Here is a 25,257-nt window from a genome sequence, read left to right as displayed (position 1 = left end):
TTTAGTTAGGAGCGAAACATTGGAGAGCGAAACTTTAAATATCGGAGTTTTAAATGTAATGCATGACAAATCTGATACTCAGAAACGTTTTAATTCTGTATTGAAACAACAAGATATCCCTGTTAGGGTAACGTATTTTTATCCAACAATGCATTATCAAGAACGCACGGTACCAGAAGAAGTTTCACGTATATCTGAACCGTTAGATCTACTTGAAGTGGAGAAAATGGATGCTTTTATTGTTACTGGAGCTCCTCTGGAAAAAATTGATTTTCAAGATGTCACTTATTGGAACGAATTGAAAGAATTATTTCAGCTTTTGAAGAAATTGGATATTCCACAATTGTATGTGTGCTGGGGAGCAATGGCAGCCGCAAATTTTTATTATGGAATTGAGAAGCAAATGTTAGCGCACAAGCTATTCGGTATTTATAGACAAAAAATATTCACAGAGTCGAAACTGTTAAAAGGATTGCCTATAGGTTTCACAGCTCCGCATGCGCGTTATGCTGAATTGAATCATGAACAAATTAGGAAAAATAAGAATTTAGAAATCAAGGCACTTTCAGAGACAAACCATCTATTTTTAGTTGAAGCTAAAAACGAACCTCAAGTCTTCTTGTTCGCCCATCTCGAATATGGCAAGGATGCCCTCGCAAAAGAATATCAAAGAGAACTGAAAGCATATCCAAGTCAGTTTGAAACATTAGCAAAGCCGCAGAATTATTATGAAGATTTTGAACAGATGAAAGCTCCCATTTTTTCATGGGCAGATACACAAGTAATGTTTTTTAAGAATTGGATAGCGCAAGTAAAAAAAAGATGTGGCAGTAAATCAAAGAAAAGTAGTGATTTGGTATAGTACAACAAAGCGATTAATTTACGTAATATGAAAAGGGTATGGCGGATTTTATTATTGTCATACTTTTTTCTTTTTGTGAAGAATTAAAAAAATGAGATTATATACATCATTAAAAGGCAAAAAAATGATATGATATGCAATAGAACAATGAATGAAATGGGGAATGGATTTTGACAGGCGGTCAGCTGGCTTCCAATGTATTAATAATAGCAATAGTTTTTTTTTCTGCGGCCTTTTTTGTTGCAGCAGAATTTGCACTCGTACAAACTAGAAAAAGCGCACTTGAAAGTGCACTCGAAGAAGGAAAAGGAAACAAACGCAAATTAACAATTGCTCTAAAAATGGTTCAGAATCTAAATGAATATCTTTCAACAACTCAGGTAGGTGTGACCTTAGCAGGTATCATCCTAGGTTGGATTGGTGAGGCAACAATTGAGACAATGATTGTTGATGTATTGCAAATTACTCCTCTAGGAACGACAGCAATGCATGCTGTAGGAGCAGTTCTTGGAGTGCTCTTTTTGACTTATCTGGAAGTTGTTATTACAGAAATCGTTCCAAAAAATTTGAGTATTGAAATGCCAATGAGAATGATGATGCTTGTAGTTACACCATTACATTATTTCCATATTCTCTTTTATCCTTTCGTTCAGTTGTTGAATGTTTCTGCAGCAGGTATAATCCGCTTATTTGGTTTGACACCAGCTACAGAGAGCAATGATGTGTTAACACAGGCAGAAATATTAAGGTTGTCACGCAATGCTGTAACTGGTGGAAAACTGGACAAGAATGATTTGATTTACATGCAGCGGGCCTTTGACTTTAATGATAAAATTGCTAAGGATATTATGGTGGATCGTACAAGCCTTGAAGTTGTTGATATTACGGATTCAGTCAAGACGGTCGTGAATAACTATCTGCGTCAGGGGTTCAGTCGCTTCCCAGTTGTTGCAAATAATGATAAAGATCGAGTTTTAGGATATGTATATATATATGACTTAATAAGGCAAGCTCAGGTTGATGATAGTATTTTGGTTAGCAAACTATTACGTACAATTATCACGGTTCCAGAAGTAACACCTATTCAGGGACTGTTACAGCAGATGATTCAAAAGCAAACACCAATTGTAGTAGTTTTAGATGAATACGGTGGTACAAGTGGTATCGTTACAGATAAAGATATTTATGAGGAACTTTTTGGTGTTGTTAAAGATGAAATAGATAATGTGTCCAGTGAATATATTATTAAGAACAAAGATGGCGGATACAAGATTTCTGGGAAAACCACTCTTTATGATTTTGAACGCTTTTTCAAGATTAAAAATAAGAGTTTTGATGCATCTGAGAGTGTCACAATAGCTGGGTATCTGCTTGAAAATTACAAAGTAAAAAGAAATGATATTATAACAATTGATCAACTTGATTTGAAAGTAACTGAGTTTAATCGTAATTATATCGATTGGCTGGAGGTTAGACATCATGTTGAGAATAAAAGTGAAAGTCCAGACGAAAAATGATAGAATAGTTAATTATTTAAGAAAGTAGTGGGTTGTGATGCGCCATATTGAAGCTCAACGGATTGTTGTTAAGGTAGGGACAAGTACTTTGACACATCTAAATGGAAAATTGAATTTGCAGGCAATTGACCAGCTGTGTTATAGCTTAAGCGGCTTGGTAAATGAAGGCAAAGAAGTTGTTTTAGTATCTTCGGGTGCAATCGGAGTTGGACTAGGACAATTAGGGATGAGTGAACGACCCAGTACAATTCCTGAACAACAAGCCCTTGCAGCGGTTGGGCAAACACAATTAATGACGGTTTATCAGCAGCGCTTTTCGGTCTACGGACAAAGAATTGGACAAATACTATTAACACATGATGTAATGGATTACCCAACGAGTAGACAAAATGTTTTAAATACTTTTGAAACGTTGTTAAAGTTAAAAATTATTCCAATTGTTAATGAAAATGATACAGTTGCCGTTGACGAATTGGATCATCATACTAAATTTGGAGATAATGATCAATTATCGGCCCTTGTTGCAATTTCGATTGATGCGGATTTATTGATTATGTTATCCGATATTAATGGATTTTATGATAAGAATCCTAGAAAGTTTGATGATGCAAAACTATTGTACACAATCAATGAGATTAACGATGAAACCTTTGATAAGGCCGGTGGCCGTGGAACTAAGCTTGGAACTGGAGGCATGACCACGAAGTTAAAAGCTGCAAAGAGAATGCTTAATGCAAATAAGACCATGATTCTTGCCAATGGAGAAAATCCATCCGTGATTTTTAAAATATTGAATGGTGAACAGTTAGGAACGTTATTTATCAACAAGGAGTAAGGAAGGAGGTTTCGCTTATGAAAATTGATTTAGAAAAAATTGGAAGCCAAGCCAAAAATGCAGCTTATGAATTGAGTCTTGTTTCAGCTGAAGATAAAAACAAAGTTTTGCTTGCGATGGCAGATGCCTTGAGGTCAAATAGCAGTGAAATTCTTGCAGCCAATCAACGTGACCTGTCTGGTGCAACGGGATTAATTAAAAGTTTTGTTGACCGACTTACATTAGATGAAGAGCGGATAGAGAAAATTGCACAAGGTTTGGGACAGGTTGCGCAGCTATCAGATCCTTTGGGTAATGTTACCAACGGTTGGATTAACCATGCCGGTCTACAGATTACACAAAAAAGAGTTCCCCTAGGAGTCGTTGGAATCATCTACGAGGCTCGTCCAAATGTTACGGTTGATGCAGCTGCACTCTGTTTTAAATCAGGGAATGCCGTTATTTTAAGAGGCGGTAAGGAAGCTTTCAACACTAATCTTAAACTTGTTGAGGTGTTGCAAGCAACTTTGAAAGAAAATGGGTATAGCGAGAATACCATTCAAGTGTTGACCGATACATCGCATGAAGTTGCCAATAAGTTTATGCAGCTTACAGGTTACCTAGATGTTTTAATTCCTCGTGGAGGGGCAAAATTGATACAAACTGTGGTGCAAAATGCTAAAGTTCCAGTTATTGAAACTGGTGTTGGAAATTGCCATATCTATGTAGATAAGACAGCAGATTTTGAAATGGCAAAGAAAATTATAGTTAATGCCAAGTGTCAAAGACCAGCAGTCTGCAATGCCGCTGAAAAGCTGCTAATCCACGAAGATGTTGCAAGCGAGTATCTGCCTGGAATTGTCGCTGAATTGAAGAAGTATAATGTTGAAATTAGGGCTGACCAAGCGGCACTGGATATCCTGCAAGGATCAGCAATACCAGCCACTGAAGAAGACTGGGACACGGAATATAACGACTATATTCTTGGGGTCAAAGTTGTTTCGTCTGTTGATGAGGCAATCAAGCATATTAATCAGCATGGTACGAAGCATTCCGAGGCAATCGTCACAAATGATTATAAGAAAAGCCAGCAGTTTCTAGATCAGATCGATGCAGCAGCTGTATATGTGAATGCATCAACACGCTTTACGGATGGCTTTGAATATGGATTTGGGGCAGAAATTGGAATTTCAACGCAAAAACTGCATGCCCGTGGTCCGATGGGGCTTGAAGCCCTGACGACAACTAAGTATGTTGTCAGAGGTAATGGACAAATCAGAGAATAAATACTGTAACAAAAGTGTAGTAATATAAGGACTTTTTTATTATAATAAGTCAAAAGAGTAAATTGGAGGCAGCCATGCGCGAGAAAAAAGAAAAAGCCACTTTAAAGTTGTTTGCATTAAATTCTAATCAGAAGTTGGCAGAAAAAATTGCAACTGAGCTGGAAACACAATTATGTGAAGCATCTGTGAAACATTTTAGTGATGGTGAGATTCAGATAAATATCAACGAGAGCGTTCGTGGTGATGACGTTTTTGTTATTCAGTCTATTTCGGAGCCGGTTAATGAGAATTTTATGGAATTGATGATTATGGTGGATGCGCTTCGTCGCTCTAGTGCTGGGACAATTAATATTGTTTTACCATACTATGGATATGCTCGTGCAGATCGCAAGGCACGTCCAAGGGAACCGATTACCGCAAAATTAATTGCCAACTTTATCCAATTGGCTGGTGCTGATCGAGTAATTACAATGGATCTGCATGCCGGTCAGTTGCAGGGCTTTTTCAATATTCCAGTTGATCATCTTCTTGCGATTTTTGTGCAAGCTGAGTATTTCAGAAGGAAGGGCATTACAAATGATGTTGTCATTGTGGCCCCAGATCATAATGGTGTAAAAGCTGCCCGAAACTTGGCAACCTTGTTGAAGGCACCTATTGCAATTGTTGATAAACGTGATGAAACGCGGGCAGCAGATATGACTGTAATTGGTGATGTAAGTGGACGCCGTTGCATTGTTTTTGATGATTTAATTGATACTGGAGGTAAATTATCAGATGCTGCAGTCGCACTTAAGAATGCTGGCGCAACTGAGGTGTATGCATGTGCTACCCATCCGATTTTGTCAGGTAGGGCAGTTGAAGAGTTAGAAAATTCTTATTACAAGGAAGTTGTCGTAACGGATACGATTGATGTACCTGAAGAAAAACAATTTGACAAGCTCAAAGTCTTATCAGTATCCAAGACATTTGCTAAGGCGATTGATTTGATTTTCAGTAATCAATCTGTGGACTCGTTGTTTAACAAGAAATATACTATTTAATAATATCAAGGGACTAGATCAAAATTTGAATTTTGATCTAGTCCTTTTATTGATCCAAGAGCTGTTATAGCGGTGTTCGATAGACTATAATCACATAGTTAATTGTGTATTACTCTTGGTGAAAAGTGCACTATTCTATGATTAGTCCTCAAATATTATCAACTTCTAAGCATATAAATTGAATTCAAGTACAAAATGTCCAAGAATGTTTTGTATACTTAGGAGAAGAGGAATACAGTATGTTAAATTATGAACAGCAAGAAAAATGGTCAAAAATTGTTCCAAATTGGCAGTCACCAATCAATATTGATACTTTACATACAATTGAGGTTAACGCGCAAGAAAAAATATTGTCATTTGACGATGAATATCGATTTATTAATATTGTGAACAAAGGGAACAATCTGCAGTATGACGGCAAGGGTAAGGCAATTATTGAAGGAAGAACTTTTGATTTTCAACAACTCCATTTTCATTTTCCTGCAGAACACACAATAGATGGAAAATCGCTTCCAATGGAGTTGCATTTTGTGCATCAAAATATGATTGGACAGATTGCGGTAGTAGCACTCTATGTTGAATTAGGGGAATTCAGTAAGGAGCTCGATAGCTTTTTTCAAGATTTTCCAGTAAACGAGAGTGAAAAAGATCCATTTTCTGCAACCCTAAGTTTGAATAACTTGATTGCAAGTCTTGGCTCAGGCGTATATCACTATCTAGGTTCGTTAACCACACCACCACTGGTAAAAAACGTAGAATGGTGGGTAATTGAAAAGCCAATCACTGTAAGTGTTGAACAATTAGATAAATTGAAGAAGCGATTTAACCATGGAAATGCGCGAGAAATACAACCAACTAACGGACGTAAGATAATTCATTATGTGTTAAGATGAGTTGTTGGATTTTGAAGGTGAGGGTAATTCATGAATACTAAGGGTAGAGATATATCAGAAAAAGATTTAGAAAAATTTCAAAGAGAATATGGCAAGTCTAAGACCAATCAGGTTGTTGCACGTGCAGTGCAGAAGAATGGAGTAACGGCAACAAGTGAAGATTATGAGATGCAAAAGAACTTGGCTCGAGTTTTTTCACTGGAATTGGAAACTGGAAATATTTCCAATCAAAAAAATAGCGGCAGATGCTGGCTTTTTGCTACCCTCAATACAATGAGACATCAATTTGCCAGTAAGTATAAAGTTAAGGACTTTGAATTATCGGAAAACTACAATTCCTTTTATGATCGTTTAGAAAAGGCAAATCATTTCTATGAGAGTGTGATTGGAACCGCAGCTTTGCCTTTTTCTGATAGGGCAGTCAAAAATTTGTTTGATTTTCCTGATGATGATGGGGGACAATGGGCCAATGCAGCGGCTTTAGTTGAAAAATATGGGGTGGTTCCAAAGTCTGCTATGCCGGAAACATTTAATAGTGAGAAAACCAGTGAAATTTCGGCAGTATTAGTACGAAAGCTTAGAAAAGATGGGATTTTTTTAAGAAAACTTGTTACTGAAGGTAAATCTAGTGAAATCCTTGAAACTACTAAAAATAAATTTTTGACAGAGGTTTATCGAATGCTGGTTTATGCCTTTGGTGAACCACCAGCAAAGTTTGATTATGAATACCGAAATGATGATAAAAAGTATTTCATTGATCAAAATATAACGCCAAAAAATTTCTTTAAGAAGTATTTTGAATGGAATTTTGCAGATTATGTTTGTCTATCAAATGCACCGGACCACAAATTAAATGAATTATATGAGTTGCCAAGTCAAAGTTACATTCATGCAGGGATGCAGGTTACTTTTGCTAACACAGTCATTGATTCTTTAAAAGCCACGACGATTGCACAACTAAAAGACGGTGAAGCAGTTTGGTTTGGTAGCGATGTTGGCAAGGACAGTAATCGAAAACTTGGTATTCTATCGTCTGAATTGTATAAGAAAAGTGAGCTTTTTGATGTCGATTTAAGGCTCGACAAGGCTGACAGGTTAAGTACAGGCGATGGGACTGTTTCGCATGCTATGGCAATTGTTGGTGTTGATATCGTTGAAGGAGTCCCTGTCAAATGGAAGGTTGAGAATAGTTGGGGAGACAAGTATGGTGAAAAGGGTTATTTCATAATGAGTGACGACTGGTTTGACCAGCATGTATATGAGGTAATCGTGAAGAAACAATATTTGAATGAGAACGACAGTAAAATTTTGAGTAAACAGGCTATTAAGATGGAGCCGTGGGATTCATTGGCATAACAGAATAATTACAGAAAAATAAAGCGGAACCGAGTCGGAAGTTAACTTTTGACCTGGCTCCGCTATTATTTTGCATAAGTATGTTTCAGAAGTCAAAATGTTCTTTCCAACTAAGGTTGCTCACAGTCAAGGATGCTCTTTGCTCGCAATTTTAAATTAGTGCTCGAAGTTTCCTAGCTTTCAACAGACTTCTTCTTTTGTGATAAAATAACTGTGACTTGATTAAAGGAGGATAAACGCATGAGCTTGAGCTTTATCTTAGGAAGTGCAGCAAAGGATCATCAAAATGAGTTGGTTGAACAAGTGATTAGGTTAAAAAAAGGAAAAACAGTTAAAAAAATATATATTCTTGTTCCCAATCATATTAAGTTTGCATCAGAGATTGCAATTTTACAGAAATTGCGAGCGGCTTTTGGACAAGATGGGGAGGTCTTTGCCCAAAGTTCGGTTCAAATTCTCTCATTCTCAAGATTAGCATGGTTTTTTTTGAAAGATAGTGCGATTTATCAGAAAACCAGACTATCCAGTGCTGGCTTAAATATGCTAGTGTTAAGCATTTTAGAAGAGCAAAAGAATAATTTAACTATTTTCAAGGGCGAACAGGCACAATCAGGCTTTGTAAGTGAAGTTGTTGCGCAACTTGATGAGTTCAGTAAGGGCCAGATCAATAGTCAGGATTTGGCTTTCTTTGCTGAACAGACAAATAATCAAAGTGATTTATATGCCAAATTAAAAGATTTGCAAATAATTTATCAAGAGTATGAAAAGAAATTGGTTGGTAAGTACTTAGATAATAATCAGCTATTACAAGCATTAACAAAAAAACTAGCTAAAACTAATTTGGTGGACAGTTGCTTTATGGTAACCGGTTTTTCCCAATTAACAGCGAGTGAGAATAAATTGGTTGAGACTTTGGTAAAAAATGCTAAAGAAGTATATGTTGATTTGATACTAGATGAGCACCAGAAAGAAGCTAATCCTAGAAAAAATTCTCTTTATTACCGTTCTAACAAGCTATATACAAATCTTGTTGCATATGCTAAACAAAATCAAATTAACGTTAAGAATGTTACGGCCGCAGGTAACCGCGTTAAAACACCAGTTCTTTTGGATTTGGAGGGATATTGGATTGGAATGGTAAAAAGGCCTACTGAATTGAAATCAGAAGATATTTCCAAGGGGTTAAGTGTTTTTTCTGCTAATAATCGTTATCTTGAGATTGAAGAAGTTGCGACTCGAATTAGACACAGTGTAGCAAATGAAGGATACCGTTATAGTGATTTCACAATATTGACTCGTCACTTGGATTTATACCGTAATGTAATTGCACCAGTCTTTACACAATACCACCTTCCTTTTTTTATTGATCTCCAAAAGAAGATGACAGATCATCCTTTTGTCGAATTTATAATGGCGTTATTCGCTGTGAAAAAGCATTATTATCGGTATGATGATCTGATGAGACTGCTAAAGACAGAACTATTGCTGCCAAAGGTTGATGGGAGAAGCATAACAAGTAAGGAGTACAGGGAGTATCTCGACTTAACAGAAAATTTGGTCTTAAAATTTGGCTTTGAAGGAAAAAGTTGGCTACGGGAAGATGATTGGATTTACTATCGCTTTTTTGAAGGGGATACGGGAACACAGACGGACAAAGAAGTTGAGATCTCTAGGAAAGTAAATGTTATTCGTCATTTAATAAAAACAACACTTCCTCCCTTCTTTGAAAAAATAAAAAAAGCTGAAAATGGACGTGAAGCTGCTCAGATCCTTTGCAGCTTTCTAACTAAAGCAGGTATTCCTGATGAATTGATAAACTGGCGTGATAGGGCACTTGAACAGGGGAAGATTGAAGAAGCAGCTAAACCTGAAGAAACATGGACTACCTTTTGCAACTTGTTGGATGAATATGTTGAATTGTTGGGAGAACATAAATTTGATGAGGATCAATTCGTTGAGATACTGCAAACAGGGTTCGAAGGAGCAGAATATAGTCAGGTACCTTCTACTTTGGATCAAATAATCGTTTCTGAGAGCGGAATGGTACAGATGAATGATCGTAAAATCACCTTTTTAATCGGTGCTACAGATGCAGTTATGCCTGATAAAATCAATGGACATAGTATTATTTCTGATGAGGATCGCTCATATTTAAATCCGGCTTTGAATGCAGAACAGTATCTGAATGATGATACTCTAAATCAACTGGCCGCCGAACCATTTTTAGGTTATCTTGCATTTATGAGTTCCTCAGATAAGTTGTACTTGTCCTATCCGCTAGCCGATGATGGTAAAGAAAAATTAAGACCATCTCCTTATGTGACTCGAATTGCTGATCACTATAGAATCAAACTGGATTCAAAAATTCGGGAACCACAAATAATGGATACAACTGAATATGTTTTAAAACACTATGTGGGCACAAAGAAAACAACAATTAAGAAATTATTGAAGATTCTTAGACAAGCTAAGATTCAAGAACAGCAAATTCCTAAAATTTGGGTTGAAATTCATAATTTTCTGAACGAGGATGGGCAGGAAACAGAGTTTATGAATAAAATTTTGGCAAGCCTGAGCTACCAGAATATACCCGAAAAGTTAAAACCAGAACTGGTTGATTTGTTGTACGGAAAAACAATAAATACTTCAATATCTAAGCTGGAAGAATTTTATGCAAATGAGTATGCTTATTTTCTGAAGTATGGATTGAAATTACAAGAGAGAAGCATTTTTGAATTATCAGCTGCTAATACAGGAGAGTTTTTTCATTTAGCAATGGACTCATTGGCAAAGATGTTGAAAGCAGAAAATATCCGTCTGCCTGAGATATCTGTTGAAGAACTTCAAGAGAAAATCAGAATTATTACTGAACAAATCAGACAGCTGCCACAATTCCAAATTTTGAATAGTACACAGAGGATGCAGTACTTATCGAGACAATTGGATGCAACGGTAGTCCAGGTAGCAAAAGCATTGCAAAAGCAGCAGGTAAGAAGTAATGCACAGATTATGCAAACGGAAGTGCTGTTTGGTCATGTTGGGGCTGAAAATGGAATTGCGCCATTGGAATTCAAATTGGGAAACGGGCGTAAGGTCAATGTGCGCGGTAAAATTGATCGGATAGACCAAATTTCAGTGGGTGACACGGACTACGTTGGTATCGTTGATTACAAGTCAAGTTCGCATGTTTTTGATTTCCGAGATGCATATTATGGATTGGCATTACAGATGCTGACATACTTGGATACATTAATGCTGAATTTTGACAAGATTGCAAATAACGAGCGAACTAAACCGGCTGGAGCATTATACATGCATTTGTTTAATCCAAAATTAAGAGCTAAGGATCTTTTGAAGCAGTCGAAAGAAGAGTTGTGGCTTAAAGCCAATAAGTATGATGGCTTAATTATTTCAGATGAGAATTTGCTGCAGGCGATGGATGAAAAATTGGCTGAAGAAAGTAATGGTTATTCGAGTCTTTATCCTTTTAGAAAGAAGAAAGATGGCAGCTTTAAGGCCAGTGGGCGGCATCAGTTAGTAACGCTCGCTGAATTAGAACTATTATTACGGCATAATGAGAATTTAATTAAGGAAGCAGCAAATAAAATATTGAGCGGTGAATTATCGTTGAACCCTGTGCAATGGCCAAATAAGCGGACTGCACTACAGTTTTCACCATACAAGTCAATTTTTCAGTTTGATGCAATGCTGCCGGAGAATCATTATCGTAAGCTGCCTAAAATAACTCCAGAAGAAGTAATCAAAATATTGATGGAAGATGCAGGTGAGACAAATGGCAAAATTTGAATTTACTCACTCTCAAAAAGAGGCAATTGGGAGCAGTGGACAAAACATTTTGGTTGCAGCTTCGGCGGGTTCTGGGAAAACTCGTGTGTTGGTAGAACGTGTTATCTCACATATAAAGCAGAAAATCGGGATTGACACCATGTTGATTGTGACCTTTACAGAAGCTGCTGCAAAAGAAATGAGAGACCGAGTCCAAAAAGCACTCCAACTTGAAATAAATAATGCACATGGCAGCGAACAGCAGTGGTATGTACAGCAATTAAGCCGCTTAAATATTGCAAATATCAGTACATTGCATGCATTTTGCTTACGATTAATAGAGAAATATTATTATTTGATCGATCTAGATCCCGTTTTTAGAATGTTGACTGACGAAACAGAAAGAACACTGCTGCGTGATGATGTGTGGAATGATCTACGTGAAGAATACTATATGCAGTCAGATGAACTTTTTGAGAGATTGACGCAAAACTTTTCTGATGACCGTAGTGATGATGGGCTGGCAAAACTTGTTTTTAAGACATTTGACTTTGCTAATGCAAATTCAGATTTTGACGGATGGCTTGATATGATGGGAAAGAGTTATTCTGTTGATGCTGATAGTCTGGTAGAAAGCCAGATTTTTACTAGACAGCTTAGGCCAATAATATTAGAAAATTTAACTCAGGCTAGGCGCAATTTGACTCAAGCACTAAGGATCGCAGAAGATCAAGGATTTGAGAAGTGGGAAGAGCAACTCCAAAAAGATATGATAGTTGTTTCTGAACTTGAAACCAGTGTCGAAACAACTACGTGGAATGAAATTCGGGCCCAATTAATGAACTTTAGTTTGGGAACAGCACCACGGATGGCTAAGTTAGATGATATTCAAAAAGAGTCTAAAGAGGAGATCCTAGGTCTACGGACAGATATTAAAAAGAGGGTAGCAAAACTGGTTGAAGACTTCTTCTTGTTTGATGAACAGCAACAATTTGAATTAATGAAAGATAGTAAACAACTAGTTTTGAAATTGGTAGAAGTTGTCCAAAACTTTGCTATTAAGTTTGCACAGGCCAAGCGTCAGCGACATGTATTAGATTTTAGTGATCTTGAACATTTTGCACTTTCAATATTATCTGGAAATACTGCGGACAAGAGGAAAGTTCGCAGTAAATTGCAAGAAAAATTCAGTGAGATAATGATTGATGAGTATCAAGATACAAATCAATTGCAGGAAACATTGATAGGTTACTTAGCCAAGAATTCTCCAGGAAATATGTTTATGGTCGGAGATGTCAAACAGTCAATTTATGGCTTTAGGTTGGCTGATCCAACAATGTTTCTAGAAAAGTATCAACGATATTCCCAGAGCAATGAAGATAGTGGTAATCAGGGCAAAAAAGTAATTCTTGCAGAAAATTTTAGGTCCGTTAAGAATGTTACGGATTTTATAAATCTGATTTTTAAACAGTTAATGGATTATCGGGTCGGTGAATTAGACTACGATGAAGATGCACAGTTAAAATTTGGTGCAAAATATTATCCAGAGTTATCGCCAACAGCTGAAATTTTAATCTATGAGTCTGGAGATGGTAAAGATGTCTCTAACACAACTAGCGGTGAAACTATGGGGGAAGATTTTATTCCTGATAGTACGGCGCAGGGGCAAATTTTAGCAGTGATCAGCAAAATCAAGGAATTAATTGCACAAAATAAAAAAATCTATGATCGTACAAAACATGAGATTCGGAAATTAACTTACGGAGACATTGTTTTGCTAGTCCCAACAAGAAATAACAACTTATTGATTATGGATGAATTTCAAAAGGCTGAAATTCCGGTTTTTTTAAACGATGCACAGAATTATTTTCAGACAACCGAAATTCAGATAATGTTGTCTTTCCTGAAAATAATAGACAATCCATTGCAAGATATTCCTCTGGTCAGTGTTCTTAGATCACCGATTGTCGGCTTGAAGGAGAATGCGTTGGCCTATTTAAGGATCAATCAGCGAACCGGTGATTATTATCAGGCACTGCAAAATTTCTGGAAGAATTTCGATGGTACTACTGAAAGTAAATTTGGCAAAGAAATTTATGTCAAGGTCGACTGGTTCATGAATCTTTTGAATGAATTGAGGAATACTGCAAGAAAGAATGAATTAGCAGCGTTAATTTGGAAGATTTATGAAGAAACTGGGTTTCTGGATTATGTCGGTGGAATGCCAGGCGGGATGCAAAGGCAAGCTAACTTGCATGCCCTATATGAGCGCGCAAGTGCATATGAGAAAACGAGTTTTAAAGGACTTTTTCAATTTGTCAGATTTATTGATAGAATGCAGAAACAAAATCAGGATTTAGCTGAGGCAGCGGCAAAGAAGTCTGATGATGCGGTACAGGTCATGACGATTCATGGTAGTAAGGGATTAGAGTTCCCAGTTGTTTTCTTGATGGATGCAAATCACCAATTTAATGAGCAGAATCTACGAGAAGATTATTTATTAGATGTTCATGACGGTATTGGTATTTCGTATCTTGATGATGAACGGGTAAAGAAAGATACGCTGCCTAAGATGATAATCAAGGATATTGCACAAAAAAAACTTGCAGCTGAACAGATGAGATTGCTGTACGTTGCGTTGACACGATCAGAGCAATTGCTATATATCGTTGGTACATACACGAATAAGAAAACAGCAATTTCGACTTGGAAACAATCCGTACAAGACCAGCAGCTGGTGCTTAACCCAACTATCAGACAACAGAGCAAGAATTTCATGGATTGGATAGGAATGTGTCTGATAAGAACAAATTATTTTAAAGAAACATTTGCCGTTTCAAGTATCGCACCAAAAGAAATACAGGAAACTGATGCAAATTTTTCGGTGGAATTTTATGATAATTCTAGATTCAGGTTGGAAAGCGCTAAGCAAGATGATGCAGATATGCTATTAGCAAAAGAGAATGACAATTCAGATAATCCTGAGAAGGAAAAAATTAAAAAACTGTTGAATTTTGAATATCCAGATTTGGATTTAACAATAACCACTGCTTACCAAGCTGTTTCAGAGGCAAAAAGGGTGTTTGCTGACCCTGCAGAAACAGAGCTGCCGTTTTTAGAAAAGTGGGGGAAGAATACTTTTAAGAAAAAGGCTAACCGAATAGTAAATAAGGAATTTAAATTACCGGTTTTCTTCAACAATGAAAATAATGTATCAGCTGCACAAGTAGGTACAGCAACTCACTTAGTATTGCAGAAGATAAAGTTGGGAGAAACTGTTACAATCCAGTCAATTGAGCAAACTATTTCTAATTTGGTCGAAAGCAATCTGTTGGAAAAAGAGACTGCAAAGAAAATTGAAATTCAGTCAATTGATAATTTCTTTATGAGCAACATCGGCCAACTGCTTTTGAAGGAGCCGCAAGCGGTAAATCGAGAAGTCCCATTTTCAATGTTAATGCCTGTTAGTCAATTATTTCCGGATGTTGAGACAAATATTGCGGCCGATGTGCTTATTCACGGTATTATTGATGTATACATTGAAATTGGTAAAGAAGTTATTTTACTGGATTATAAAACAGATTATATTAGACAAGGAGATGTCCAAAAAAAGAAAGAACTGGTCAACCGCTATAAGGGTCAACTGAAACTGTACGCGGCTGCGTTAGAGAATGAATTAAGAAAAAAGGTAACCCATAAATATTTGTATTTACTAAGTATAAATGAGTTAGTCGAGGTTCTATGAGTTCTTGAATTGGAAAAATGCCCATTCAATTGCGAGATTAACCCATGTTGCAACATGAGCATTAATGTCAGAGGATCCCTTTTCGGGGCGCGCAGTAAGTGAATTAGCCAGCACAGTTCCATGGATGCCAGACGAAAAAATGTGGGATTCAAAGGGGATCTTATTTTTGGCTAACTGTTTAATATAACCAAGGGTGTTGCTAAGAGGTACAGCTGTGTCTGTATAGGAATTCCAGATGAATGTCGGTGGTGTTTTTGCGTTAACTAATTTCTGGGTATTCATTAATTCAGGAATTGTGGTTATGCGGCTAATTTCTGTTGATTTATGTGTAAAGAAGCTAGTTAAATCAGTTAACGGATATGCTAGAATTTGAGCATTAGGTTTAATACTCTCATTGGTTAAATCCAGCTCACTAGCCAATTTAACTGTTGCCCATGTACCAGCTAACGCAGAAACAATGTGTCCACCAGCCGAGAATCCAAGTGTAATAATTGCATTAGGGTCCTGATTTAATTTTTTTGCATTGTTTCTGACGAAGGCAACAGTTGAAGCAATCTCATGTAAGGGAGCTGGATAAAGCGAACCAGTTTCGGAAGAAAGCAAGGAATAATTCAGCGAGTAGACATTGAAGCCACGAGAATGAAAAGCAAGGGCTGCTAAGGTATTCTCCCTCTGGGAAAGATGCTTGAAACTACCACCAGCACAAAGGACAATCCCAGGAAATGCTTTGTTTTTTTGAGTTGTTATGGGTAAAACATATGCAGTTGCAGTTACAAGATTTTCATTGGGCAAGGGAATAGTAAGTTCTATTATTGACATTGTATGCACCTGACTTTCACAAAGAATAAGAATTTCTCAATCATTTTAGCACATAAGTTCTTTTAAATATAATAGTCGAATTTATAAATATTAGGAGGGTGAATTATATGTTTCCGGAACAATTAAAGGCATTGCGTAAAGGCAGCGGTTTAACGCTTTCACAACTGGCAAAACAATTAAATGAAATGAATATAGACGACGAATTAAAAACTCATCCTAACTCTGGACCACAGATTGGAAGCTGGGAACGTGGCATTAATACACCTTCTTATGCGGAAGTTATGAAATTGGCAATCTTTTTTGGAGTATCACTTGATTTCATGGTAGGTCGGGTTAATCAGCAAATTGATATTGAAAAGATATTTACTTTAAACAACGATTTAGTCTTTGATGGTAAGCAATTATCAAGTAAAGAACGTGCGGAAAGCTATAGCATTTTAAAGGCATATTTCATTGGCAAGGGTTTAACAAATGTGCATGGTTCCGATAATAAAGAAAGTAAGGGTTACAAGGAAATAACATTTAGTCTTGGTGATAGAAAATTAACTGATTAGTGTCGCTGGATGAGCAGTTTAATTGCAAATTATAATATGTTAAGATTAAGTTAAATTAGTAAAATTAGTTGCAGGAGGACTTTTTTGTTGGACATTATTTCTAAACTGTATGGTCCATTTTTTAATATTGAAAATTGGAAATTGGTAATTGAATCTGGAAGCGATTGGCTTGTAATCTTATCACTCGCATTGATTGAATGTTTGCTTTCAGTAGATAACGCAATTGTGTTGGCCGCACAAACAAAAGTTTTACCTACAAAGGAAGAACAAGAGAAATCTCTTTTTTATGGTTTATGGGGCGCATACGTTTTTCGTTTCTTAATTATTGGGATAGGAACATACTTGATAAATTTTTGGGAGATCAAGGTAGTTGGTGCAGGATATTTACTCTATTTATCACTTGCACATTTTTATCATATATACCACCCCGTTGCTAAAAAGAAAAAGGGCAAGGGAAAACGGCTATTACCACTGTTCTGGTCAGTTGTAGTCTCCATTGAACTGATGGACATTGTCTTTTCAATTGATTCTGTGTTGGCATCGCTAGCAATTTCTTCAAATCCCGTGATCGTACTGATAGGTGGAATGATTGGTATTTTGTGTATGCGTGGCATCGCTGAGATAATTATCAAACTTATGGAAATCATACCTGAACTTGAGGTAATGGCATATGCTTTAATTGGTTTGATTGCGGTAAAGCTGTTTATTTCGATTCCAATGATAGATATTGAAATTCCTGCTCCGTTATTTGCTGGCGTTGTATTGTTAGCAATTATTGTCACGTTTATTGTAAATCGTGTGAGAAGATAGCTAAAAATGTATTCTAAAATTCGAAGGATTGGTGATCAGGAAAATGTACAAGCTAATTGCGTGTGATCTAGACGAGACACTTTTGAACGATCAAAAGAAGATTTCGCCGAAAAACGTTCAAGCAATTAAGAAGGCGGTTGCACAAGGAGCTTTCTTCGTTCCAAACACTGGCCGTAGTTTTTTGACAGTGCAGGACAATTTGCGTGAACTAGGACTGTATCAACAAGAAAATTCATATGTGATTTCATTTAATGGCGGAGCAATTGTGGAGAATCAGGGAAACCAAATTCTAACAACCAATCTTTTACCATTTGAAGTTGTAAAGCGACTGTTCGAGTTAGGTGTAAAAAATAATTACTGCATTCACGTATATTCACTGGACAAGCTCTATATTTGGAATATTAATTCTGAAGAAATTAATTATATTTCAGGAAGAGTGGCTGAGTGGGAAGAATTGGAAGAAGATAACATTGATGCGTTGGCGACAACCAAATTGGTGAAGATCATCTTTAATATAGAAAGCAAAAAAGAGCGCGCGACAATTGAAGAAGAAGTTCTAAGGGATATTGATTATTCACTGAATATTACTTTTTCTTCGGACCGTTATATCGAATTTAATTCTGCTAAGGCCGATAAGGGTCAAGCACTTATAAAACTAGGTAAGATGTTGAATATTCAAGAAGACGAGATTATCGCAATTGGCGACAGCGGCAATGACTTAGCCATGATAAAGGCTGCGGGACTCGGAGCAGCCGTTGCAAATGCGCACGAGTTGATAAAGGAAAATGCTGACGTCATTACTTCAAATGATAATAATAACAGTGCAGTTGCAGAAGTCATTGAGAAATTCATTCTATGACAGCTAGGGAGCTGATGGGGTATGTTAACGGAAATAGTAAGTGAATCTGATATTCCACTTGAAGGGTTGGCACTCATTAATTTTCATGCAGATTGGTGTGGCCCATGTCAGATGTTTACACCTGTTTTTGAAGAACTATCGGTGCATTTTGGCAATGAACTTTTCTTTGGAAGAGTGGATGTCCAAAATAAGCAGAAAATCGCCCAGAATTTTGATGTATTGAGTATTCCCTGTACTTTCTTATTTAAGGATGGCATCCCAAAGGAAAAGATTCAAGGCTATAAGCCATATGGGCAATTTGAAAATTATCTTAAACAGAAATTGAATTATTGATGATGTACGTATGATTGATTGAAGTGAAAGGAATGGTGCAGATGTTTAAAGCTGATGATAAACGATATGAATATTTGCCAATGAGAAGAGTTGGTTCAACTGGATTAGTTTTACCAGTTATTTCACTTGGATTATGGCGGAATTTTGATAGCAATAGTCCTTACTATGAGCGTAAGCAATTAATTCTACATGCTTTTAACAGAGGAGTGTTCAGTTTTGATTGTGCCGACCGCTACGGTAAACCAGAAGTCGGTTCTGCGGAATCATTACTGGGTAATATTCTGAAAGATGAGCTGCAACCTTACCGTGACGAGCTTGTAATAACGACAAAGGTTGGATATGAGACTGGTCCAGGACCATATGGTCAGATGTTATCAAGAAAGTCTATATTGCAATCAATTGATCGTAGTTTAGAGCGCTTGCAAACAGATTACGTTGATATCTATTATGCCCATCGTTTTGATTCGAAAACAGATCTTTTTGAATCTGTACAGGCATTGGATCAGGTAGTTAGACAGGGTAAGGCACTTTATATTGGAATTTCAAATTTTGATAATAAACAGACTAAAGAAGCGATTAGACTTTTTAAAGAATTAGGCACACCTTTTACAGTCAACCAGGTTTCATATAACATGTTGAATACGACAATCGAAAATGATGGGTTGCTAGATACTCTTAGAAAAGAGCATCGCGGCCTAGTTGCATATGGCCCCTTAGCAGAAGGGTTGCTCAGCTCCCGCTATTTGAAAGAAATACCAGCAGACTTTCCTATCCATCATACAAGCAAGAAGGTTTTCGATAAGGGCGAAAAGAATATTCTGCTTAAGTTGAATGCACTAAATGAAATTGCACAAAAAAGGAATCAAACACTGTCTCAATTGGCTTTATCATGGCTGCTTGCTGAGGAAGTGGTTTCAAGCGTAATAATAGGAACAACCAGTGAAGCACACTTAGATGATAATCTAGAAGCAGCAAAAAATATGACATTTACAGAAAATGAGAAGATTGAAATTCGGAAGATTACTGACTTATTTAATTAAAAATATGACTGTATAGAGTATTAATAGAGGTAGAGGAGAAAAATTGAAAAATTTTAGACATCATAATGGGGCTACAGAGAAAGGCAAGAATTTATATGTACGTTTAGTGTTAATGACATTAATAGCTGTTTCTATTTGTTTTTTTGGAGAGAAATTAACCAATAATAAAGTTTTTGCTAGTTCAACGACTGATGTGTGGGAAATCGGCAGTGCGGGACGGCCGACTGTAGATGCGATTGATGTTTCATCTTATCAAAGTTGGATGACTCAGGACGACTATAGTAAGCTAAAGAGCCTGGGAGTAAAATCAGTCATTGTAAAAGTAACTGAAGGACAGACATATAAGAACCCTTATGCAAGTACGCAAGTTGCTTATGCGAAGAATGCTGGAATGAATGTTGATGTGTACCACTTTGTGAGATTCAAAAATAGTACTGAAGCTGTGAAAGAAGCCAACAATGTAATTGCCGAAATGAAGAGTTTGAATTTGGCAAAGAATACTTTGATATTTGCTGATGTTGAGGATACTACATTAGGAAGTAGTGTTGGAAGTAATCTTCAGACCTTTTGGAATACTCTTCAAAGTAGTGGTTATAGTAACCATGGTGTTTATACATACAAGTATTATTACGGGATAGATCAAGTTGTTAATACTGTTGGCAAGGCCCGCACATGGATTGCAGAGTATCCATATCACCCTTCCTCATCTAATTTACAGGATCAAGAATATGGAGCATGGCAATTTTCTTCCACAGCTACTTTCAAGGGCAACTCAGTGGATGTTTCTATTGATTATGGGGGACTATTAAGTAATACCGCAGCTACAACCTCCAGCAGTACTACCACAGTACCAACGGTAATTGCGACACCAACTGAAAAAACAACAACGACTACGGAAAGTAGTACTACTACTAATAAAGTTACTGGTTTCCAATATATAGCGAGCCAGAATAAGACTGTTTATTACAATGGAAATGGTCAGATGTTATATGGACAACAGTATATTAATGGCAAATGGTATTTATTTGACTCGAGTACAGGAGCAATGAAGACTGGTTTTCAATATATAGCGAGCCAAAATAAGACCGTCTATTACAATGGAAATGGTCAGATGTTATATGGACAACAGTATATTAATGGTAAATGGTATTTATTTGACTCAAGCACAGGAGCAATGAAGACCGGTTTTCAATATATAGCAAACCAGCATAAGACTGTTTATTACAATGGAAATGGTCAGATGTTATATGGACAACAGTATATTAATGGTAAATGGTATTTATTTGACTCAAGTACAGGAGCAATGAAGACCGGTTTTCAATATATAGCGAGCCAAAATAAGACCGTCTATTACAATGGAAATGGTCAGATGTTATATGGACAACAGTATATTAATGGTAAATGGTATTTATTTGACTCAAGCACAGGAGCAATGAAGACCGGTTTTCAATATATAGCAAACCAGCATAAGACCGTCTATTACAATGGAAATGGTCAAATGTTATACGGAAAGCAATTTATCAATGGTAAGTGGTATACGTTCAATACAAGCACAGGAGCAATGTAAAAATAGTTTTAATTAATAAGTTAATAAAAGTAAGTGGGGCTGGGTCAAAATTAAAATTTTATCCGGTCCTTTTTATTTGTTGGTGTTTTGCACTAGTACTAAAATTTTGTTGGACATGTCATACTGCTTTTTTGGTTTAAGGTTTAATTTACAAATAAGTATCTTTTTATCTATACTGATTTTTGTTATAATCGTAAACGGTGCCAATGGTGGTTCGCGAAAATCCCACCAAAATAAAAAACTAGAAAGAGGTATTATAGATGCAAAATTCACACGAAAAAACAGCGGGAATTATTAAGACAGGATTAGTTGCAGCATTGTATGTTGTTTTGACTTTGACAGCTTCAGGAATGGCATATGGACCCATCCAGTTTAGACTTTCAGAAACCTTGAACAATTTAGCGGTTTTCAATAAACGCTATATCTGGGCAATAACAATTGGCTGCGTAATCGCTAACCTTTGGTCCAGTCTTGGAATGGTGGATGTTATTTTTGGATCGTTGGGTTCACTTATGATGACATCGATCAGCTACTGGTTGAGTAAATACGCAAAGACGACAACGGGCAAATTAACCGTTAGTGTGGTTGTATGTACGCTTTCAATGTGGAGTGTTGCACTGGAACTATATTTGGTCAGTCATGCTCCTTTTTGGGAAACGTATCTAACAGTCGCTGCCGGAGAGTTAGTAGTATCTGTTTTAGGTGCGATTATTATCAAAATTGTTAGCTTAAGAGTAGATTTCAAGAAATAGGCGGCAGAGATGAAAATTTAAGTTTATGTTTTAGCAAGAAATGTGACATAAGTCCGTAAATTAGAATACTAATAATAAATAACGGATATGGTGAGTCCGTTAACTATGAGTAATTTGAAGTTAAAAAAGCATTTTAATTTATGGAATATGTTTATGATAAATAGAGGAGCCGGTTCAAAATATAAATTTTGAAGCAGCTCCTCTTTTGGATACCCAGCTTAATTTGTTTAATGCCTGTAGACAGCAATCTCAATAATATTTTCATCATAGTCTTTTATTTTAACAGCGATCATCTTTCCAGAGGCTCCAACTTTCTCGACAGGATCAGTGAGTGTGGGGATGTAGTAACTGGCTAAATGATTCAGCACATCTTCCATAGGTGTACTTGCTACGATACAGAAACTGACATTTTGACTGCTTTTTGCAGCCGATGCCAGCTGTAATTCTAGTAATTGGTGTCCACAACGCATAACTGCTTTTTCAGTATTTTCAGAGATGATAGGCATATCAAAAACTTCGTGATAGAAGCGCACAGCACGCGGGATATTTGCAACATTTAAAGCAAGATAATCAATTCTTTTGATATTCATTAAATAACACTCCTCACGTGTAGATTATATCATGCAAAGTTCTGAGTGAGTATGTTCCGTAGAAAAAGTATACTCAAAAGGGCAACAACTAACTCGGTAAAAGGAACGCTTAGCCAAACACCTGTTACACCAAATAAGTAACCAAAGATGACAATAGTTGGTAATAAAATTAAGTAGCCGCGAAGAAGTGATATGAAAAATGAAAGTCGTGGCTGATTGATAGAAACGGAAAAAATCATGACATTTATGTTGATTCCTGAAAAGAAGATACTTAGAAAGTAAAAAGGAATACCGTAGCTGGCATATGTTACTAGCAAGTTGCTATGTTCGTTATTAAAAATATTGATGACAGGATATTTTAAGACAACTAAAAATATATAACAGACTAAGGCAATTACAGAGCAGGTTACTAAACTTGCGTAAAGTATTTTGCGTACGTCTTTCCAATTGTTTTTGCCATATTCACGAGCAACAAGTGGTTGCATTCCAAATGAAACACCATTAAAGAAAGCTAGAACAATGATACAAATATTAGCAATGACGCCATAAGCTGCAACCTCATAATTACCACCTAATCTTAAGAGAACGATGTTAAAAACGAAGATGCTAATTCCTGTGCTTAGTTCTGTTAACAAGGAGGGGAAGCCAAGCCTAATAACAGATTTTACCAAAGTAAGATTTGGCATTCTCAATTTTAACTTAAGCTTTCTTGCTGGAAAAAAGCGGTGATGTGTAAGAATTACAAGACTTGTCAGAGGTGCAAAGAGTGTTGCAAAAGCAGCCCCATTCATTCCAAGCCCAAGCACAAAAACTAAAAGATAGTCGATGATTATTACCATGCCTGTTTCAGACAAGGTAGCAATCATTGTTAACTTGGGATTACCATCATTTCTAATAAAATTAACTGAAATGTAGTTCACAATAAAGAGTGGGGCTGAAAAGGAGATAATTCTGAGATAGGGAGCAGCAACATTAATTGTTTGTGAATTAGCACCCATCAGGTATAAAAGTTGGTTGGTAAATATGTTTGCAATAATTACAAAGAAAATACCAACCAAAATTCCTGAGATAAGCAGTTGGCCATATAAAGAGTCATTATTACTTGAGTCTCTTTCTTTGTTCATGGAGTAAATAGTTGCACCGCCAATTCCGAGCATTAATCCAATAGAATTGAATAAATTGAAAATTGGTAAAACAATATTTAAAGAGGCTAAGCCAATCGCTCCAGCAGCGAGTGCGATGAACAAAGTATCAACAATCACATACAATGAAAGCCCCAGTGAAGCAAAAATATTTTTAAGTGTATAATTTGCAAATTCTTGAATAATTGGTGTTTTTGATTCCAATGGGTAAGTCTCCTGACATCTGATTATTTCAGATTCAGTATATCAAAGGGATAAAAGATATTCTATATTTCTGAGAACTTGCCCATAATTTGCAACAACGGCAAAAGCTATTATTTTTAACCATCTGTATGAAATTGGGATGAAGATATAAGTCAGTTAGGTTGAGACTGCAAAAAGAAAAAGTGTGACTTATAGAACACATTTATATGGAATAAATAAAAGGACTAGATCAAAATTTAATTTTTGATCCGGTCCCTCAGCTTTTTTTTAAGTGTAGAAACTGTTAAAATGTATTTCCTTTGCCGCCTATTTTTGTGCTAATTTTTGGATCCTGGAAAGTTGTTGTGTTCAACATCAACAAGAAATTGTTCCAAATGTTTGAAGTAAACAGGGGCATTATCAATCATATGATGATGTCCACCATTTGGAGTTGTTTCCAATCTTGCATTTGGGATAGTAGCTGCCATGCGTTTAGCTGTTTCAAGTGGCATTGTTTCATGTTCACCATAGGTAATTAGAGTGGGCATTTGCAATTTGTGAATGTCTTTTCTGCGATCCCAGCCCTTCATTTTTCCTGTGACAACAAATTCATTATCCCCCTGGAAATAGTTGTAGACTGGTGTAGCCATCGTATTTGTTAAATGCGAGATCGCTGGTGGCTGTTTACGGTCGACATATCCACGATTCAATTTGTCAATTAAAGATTGATAACGTTCATTAGCGTAGTCATTTTCAGATTCACATTTTTTCATGAAAGCAAGATCAGCACTTGAAAATTCTTTTTCGCGAATCTTATTAATGTTAGTTACGTATTCTTCAATATTATCAGTCATACTAGAGATGATAATTCCCTTTAAATGTTCAGGATACTTGAGTGCATATTCCTGTGTTAAGATACCGCCCCATGATTGACCAATCAAGTAAAAGTCTTCTAGGCCAAGCTTAGTTCTGACCTCTTCTACTTCGTCAATAAAATAGTCCATATTTAGAAACTTATCAACATTTTCTTGAATGCTAAAGTCTGGTTGATCTGAGTACCAAGATCCTAGCTGATCATACATGGTTACCTGAACACCAATATTCGCTAATTTACTAGCAAAATTTTCATAATACTCATGGTTACCACCAGGGCCGCCATGAAGGCAAAGTAATTTGATTGATCCTTCACCCTCTGTATGGGTCCAAAGATGATAACCGTTGTCTAATGTAAGTATAGTAGTTCCTTGTTTCATTAGTATACACCTGATTTCTTTATCAATAAGTTAATCATACCACCATGATTACACAA

The 25,257-nt window shown here is 36.5% G+C and carries 20 protein-coding genes; 16 read left to right on the top strand and 4 right to left on the bottom strand.

Going from position 1 to position 25,257, the window contains the following annotated elements; all coding sequences use genetic code 11:
• The first annotated feature begins 19 nt into the window (after window positions 1–19).
• The 9 genes from GSM_RS06095 (at window position 20) to addA (ending at window position 15,299) form a co-directional block, all read left to right on the top strand.
• Window positions 20–862: a homoserine O-acetyltransferase/O-succinyltransferase family protein gene (locus GSM_RS06095; RefSeq protein ID WP_003691341.1), complete on the top strand. Its 843-nt coding sequence runs from the start codon at window positions 20–22 to the stop codon at window positions 860–862.
• Window positions 863–1,032: 170 nt separating this feature from the next.
• Window positions 1,033–2,379, top strand: coding sequence for a hemolysin family protein (locus GSM_RS06090; protein ID WP_003691342.1), 1,347 nt, complete (start codon window positions 1,033–1,035; stop codon window positions 2,377–2,379).
• A gap of 37 nt (window positions 2,380–2,416) precedes the next feature.
• Window positions 2,417–3,214: a glutamate 5-kinase gene (proB, locus tag GSM_RS06085; protein WP_003691343.1), complete on the top strand. Its 798-nt coding sequence runs from the start codon at window positions 2,417–2,419 to the stop codon at window positions 3,212–3,214.
• A 17-nt stretch (window positions 3,215–3,231) separates the two neighbouring features.
• On the top strand, window positions 3,232–4,479 hold the full coding sequence (locus GSM_RS06080) for a glutamate-5-semialdehyde dehydrogenase (RefSeq protein ID WP_003691345.1): 1,248 nt from the start codon (window positions 3,232–3,234) through the stop codon (window positions 4,477–4,479).
• 74 nt (window positions 4,480–4,553) lie between these two features.
• Window positions 4,554–5,519, top strand: a complete 966-nt coding sequence (locus GSM_RS06075; RefSeq protein ID WP_003691346.1) for a ribose-phosphate diphosphokinase — start codon at window positions 4,554–4,556, stop codon at window positions 5,517–5,519.
• Between the two features lie 239 nt (window positions 5,520–5,758).
• Entirely contained in the window at window positions 5,759–6,412 is a 654-nt protein-coding gene (locus tag GSM_RS06070) for a carbonic anhydrase family protein (protein WP_003691348.1), read from the top strand.
• 30 nt (window positions 6,413–6,442) lie between these two features.
• Window positions 6,443–7,768: a C1 family peptidase gene (locus tag GSM_RS06065; RefSeq protein ID WP_003691349.1), complete on the top strand. Its 1,326-nt coding sequence runs from the start codon at window positions 6,443–6,445 to the stop codon at window positions 7,766–7,768.
• Between the two features lie 240 nt (window positions 7,769–8,008).
• The gene (locus GSM_RS06060) at window positions 8,009–11,575 is read left to right on the top strand and encodes a PD-(D/E)XK nuclease family protein (RefSeq protein WP_003691351.1); all 3,567 of its coding nucleotides are present in this window, start codon (window positions 8,009–8,011) and stop codon (window positions 11,573–11,575) included.
• Complete coding sequence (addA, locus tag GSM_RS06055; protein ID WP_003691353.1) at window positions 11,562–15,299, top strand: helicase-exonuclease AddAB subunit AddA; 3,738 nt, start codon at window positions 11,562–11,564, stop codon at window positions 15,297–15,299. Before GSM_RS06060 ends, addA begins: the two co-directional genes overlap by 14 nt.
• Here the strand turns inward: addA and GSM_RS06050 are convergent.
• Window positions 15,294–16,118 (bottom strand): alpha/beta hydrolase, encoded by an 825-nt coding sequence (locus tag GSM_RS06050; protein ID WP_003691355.1) that lies wholly within the window; start codon window positions 16,116–16,118, stop codon window positions 15,294–15,296. The genes addA and GSM_RS06050 overlap by 6 nt on opposite strands.
• A 107-nt stretch (window positions 16,119–16,225) precedes the next feature.
• Here GSM_RS06050 and GSM_RS06045 point away from each other — a divergent pair, with 107 nt between their 5' ends.
• The 7 genes from GSM_RS06045 to GSM_RS06015 all read left to right on the top strand — a co-directional run bounded on the left by GSM_RS06045 (window position 16,226) and on the right by GSM_RS06015 (window position 22,033).
• Complete coding sequence (locus tag GSM_RS06045; RefSeq protein ID WP_003691357.1) at window positions 16,226–16,672, top strand: helix-turn-helix domain-containing protein; 447 nt, start codon at window positions 16,226–16,228, stop codon at window positions 16,670–16,672.
• 87 nt (window positions 16,673–16,759) lie between these two features.
• Complete coding sequence (locus GSM_RS06040) at window positions 16,760–17,482, top strand: TerC family protein (protein ID WP_003691359.1); 723 nt, start codon at window positions 16,760–16,762, stop codon at window positions 17,480–17,482.
• Window positions 17,483–17,525: 43 nt separating this feature from the next.
• The gene (locus GSM_RS06035) at window positions 17,526–18,341 is read left to right on the top strand and encodes a Cof-type HAD-IIB family hydrolase (RefSeq protein WP_003691362.1); all 816 of its coding nucleotides are present in this window, start codon (window positions 17,526–17,528) and stop codon (window positions 18,339–18,341) included.
• A gap of 21 nt (window positions 18,342–18,362) precedes the next feature.
• Window positions 18,363–18,674 carry a thioredoxin family protein gene (locus tag GSM_RS06030; RefSeq protein WP_003691364.1) on the top strand — a complete coding sequence of 104 codons (312 nt, stop codon included), beginning with the start codon at window positions 18,363–18,365 and terminating at the stop codon, window positions 18,672–18,674.
• 41 nt (window positions 18,675–18,715) lie between these two features.
• Window positions 18,716–19,714 (top strand): aldo/keto reductase, encoded by a 999-nt coding sequence (locus GSM_RS06025; protein ID WP_029327375.1) that lies wholly within the window; start codon window positions 18,716–18,718, stop codon window positions 19,712–19,714.
• A 43-nt stretch (window positions 19,715–19,757) separates the two neighbouring features.
• The gene (locus tag GSM_RS15205; RefSeq protein ID WP_010077891.1) at window positions 19,758–21,281 is read left to right on the top strand and encodes a GH25 family lysozyme; all 1,524 of its coding nucleotides are present in this window, start codon (window positions 19,758–19,760) and stop codon (window positions 21,279–21,281) included.
• Between the two features lie 260 nt (window positions 21,282–21,541).
• Complete coding sequence (locus GSM_RS06015; protein WP_003689338.1) at window positions 21,542–22,033, top strand: QueT transporter family protein; 492 nt, start codon at window positions 21,542–21,544, stop codon at window positions 22,031–22,033.
• A 227-nt stretch (window positions 22,034–22,260) separates the two neighbouring features.
• On the opposite strand, the gene GSM_RS06010 is transcribed toward GSM_RS06015, so the two are convergent.
• The 3 genes from GSM_RS06010 to GSM_RS06000 all read right to left on the bottom strand — a co-directional run bounded on the left by GSM_RS06010 (window position 22,261) and on the right by GSM_RS06000 (window position 25,201).
• A complete protein-coding gene (locus GSM_RS06010) occupies window positions 22,261–22,623 on the bottom strand; it encodes a VOC family protein (protein WP_003689336.1) in 363 nt (120 codons plus the stop codon).
• Between the two features lie 29 nt (window positions 22,624–22,652).
• Window positions 22,653–23,969: an MATE family efflux transporter gene (locus GSM_RS06005; RefSeq protein ID WP_003689334.1), complete on the bottom strand. Its 1,317-nt coding sequence runs from the start codon at window positions 23,967–23,969 to the stop codon at window positions 22,653–22,655.
• A 317-nt stretch (window positions 23,970–24,286) separates the two neighbouring features.
• A complete protein-coding gene (locus tag GSM_RS06000; RefSeq protein ID WP_003689331.1) occupies window positions 24,287–25,201 on the bottom strand; it encodes a proline iminopeptidase-family hydrolase in 915 nt (304 codons plus the stop codon).
• Between the last annotated feature and the right edge of the window lie 56 nt (window positions 25,202–25,257).

It is taken from the genome of Liquorilactobacillus mali KCTC 3596 = DSM 20444, from assembly GCF_000260415.1.
Classification (GTDB): domain Bacteria; phylum Bacillota; class Bacilli; order Lactobacillales; family Lactobacillaceae; genus Liquorilactobacillus; species Liquorilactobacillus mali.
This window is presented reverse-complemented; position numbering and strand designations above follow the sequence as displayed.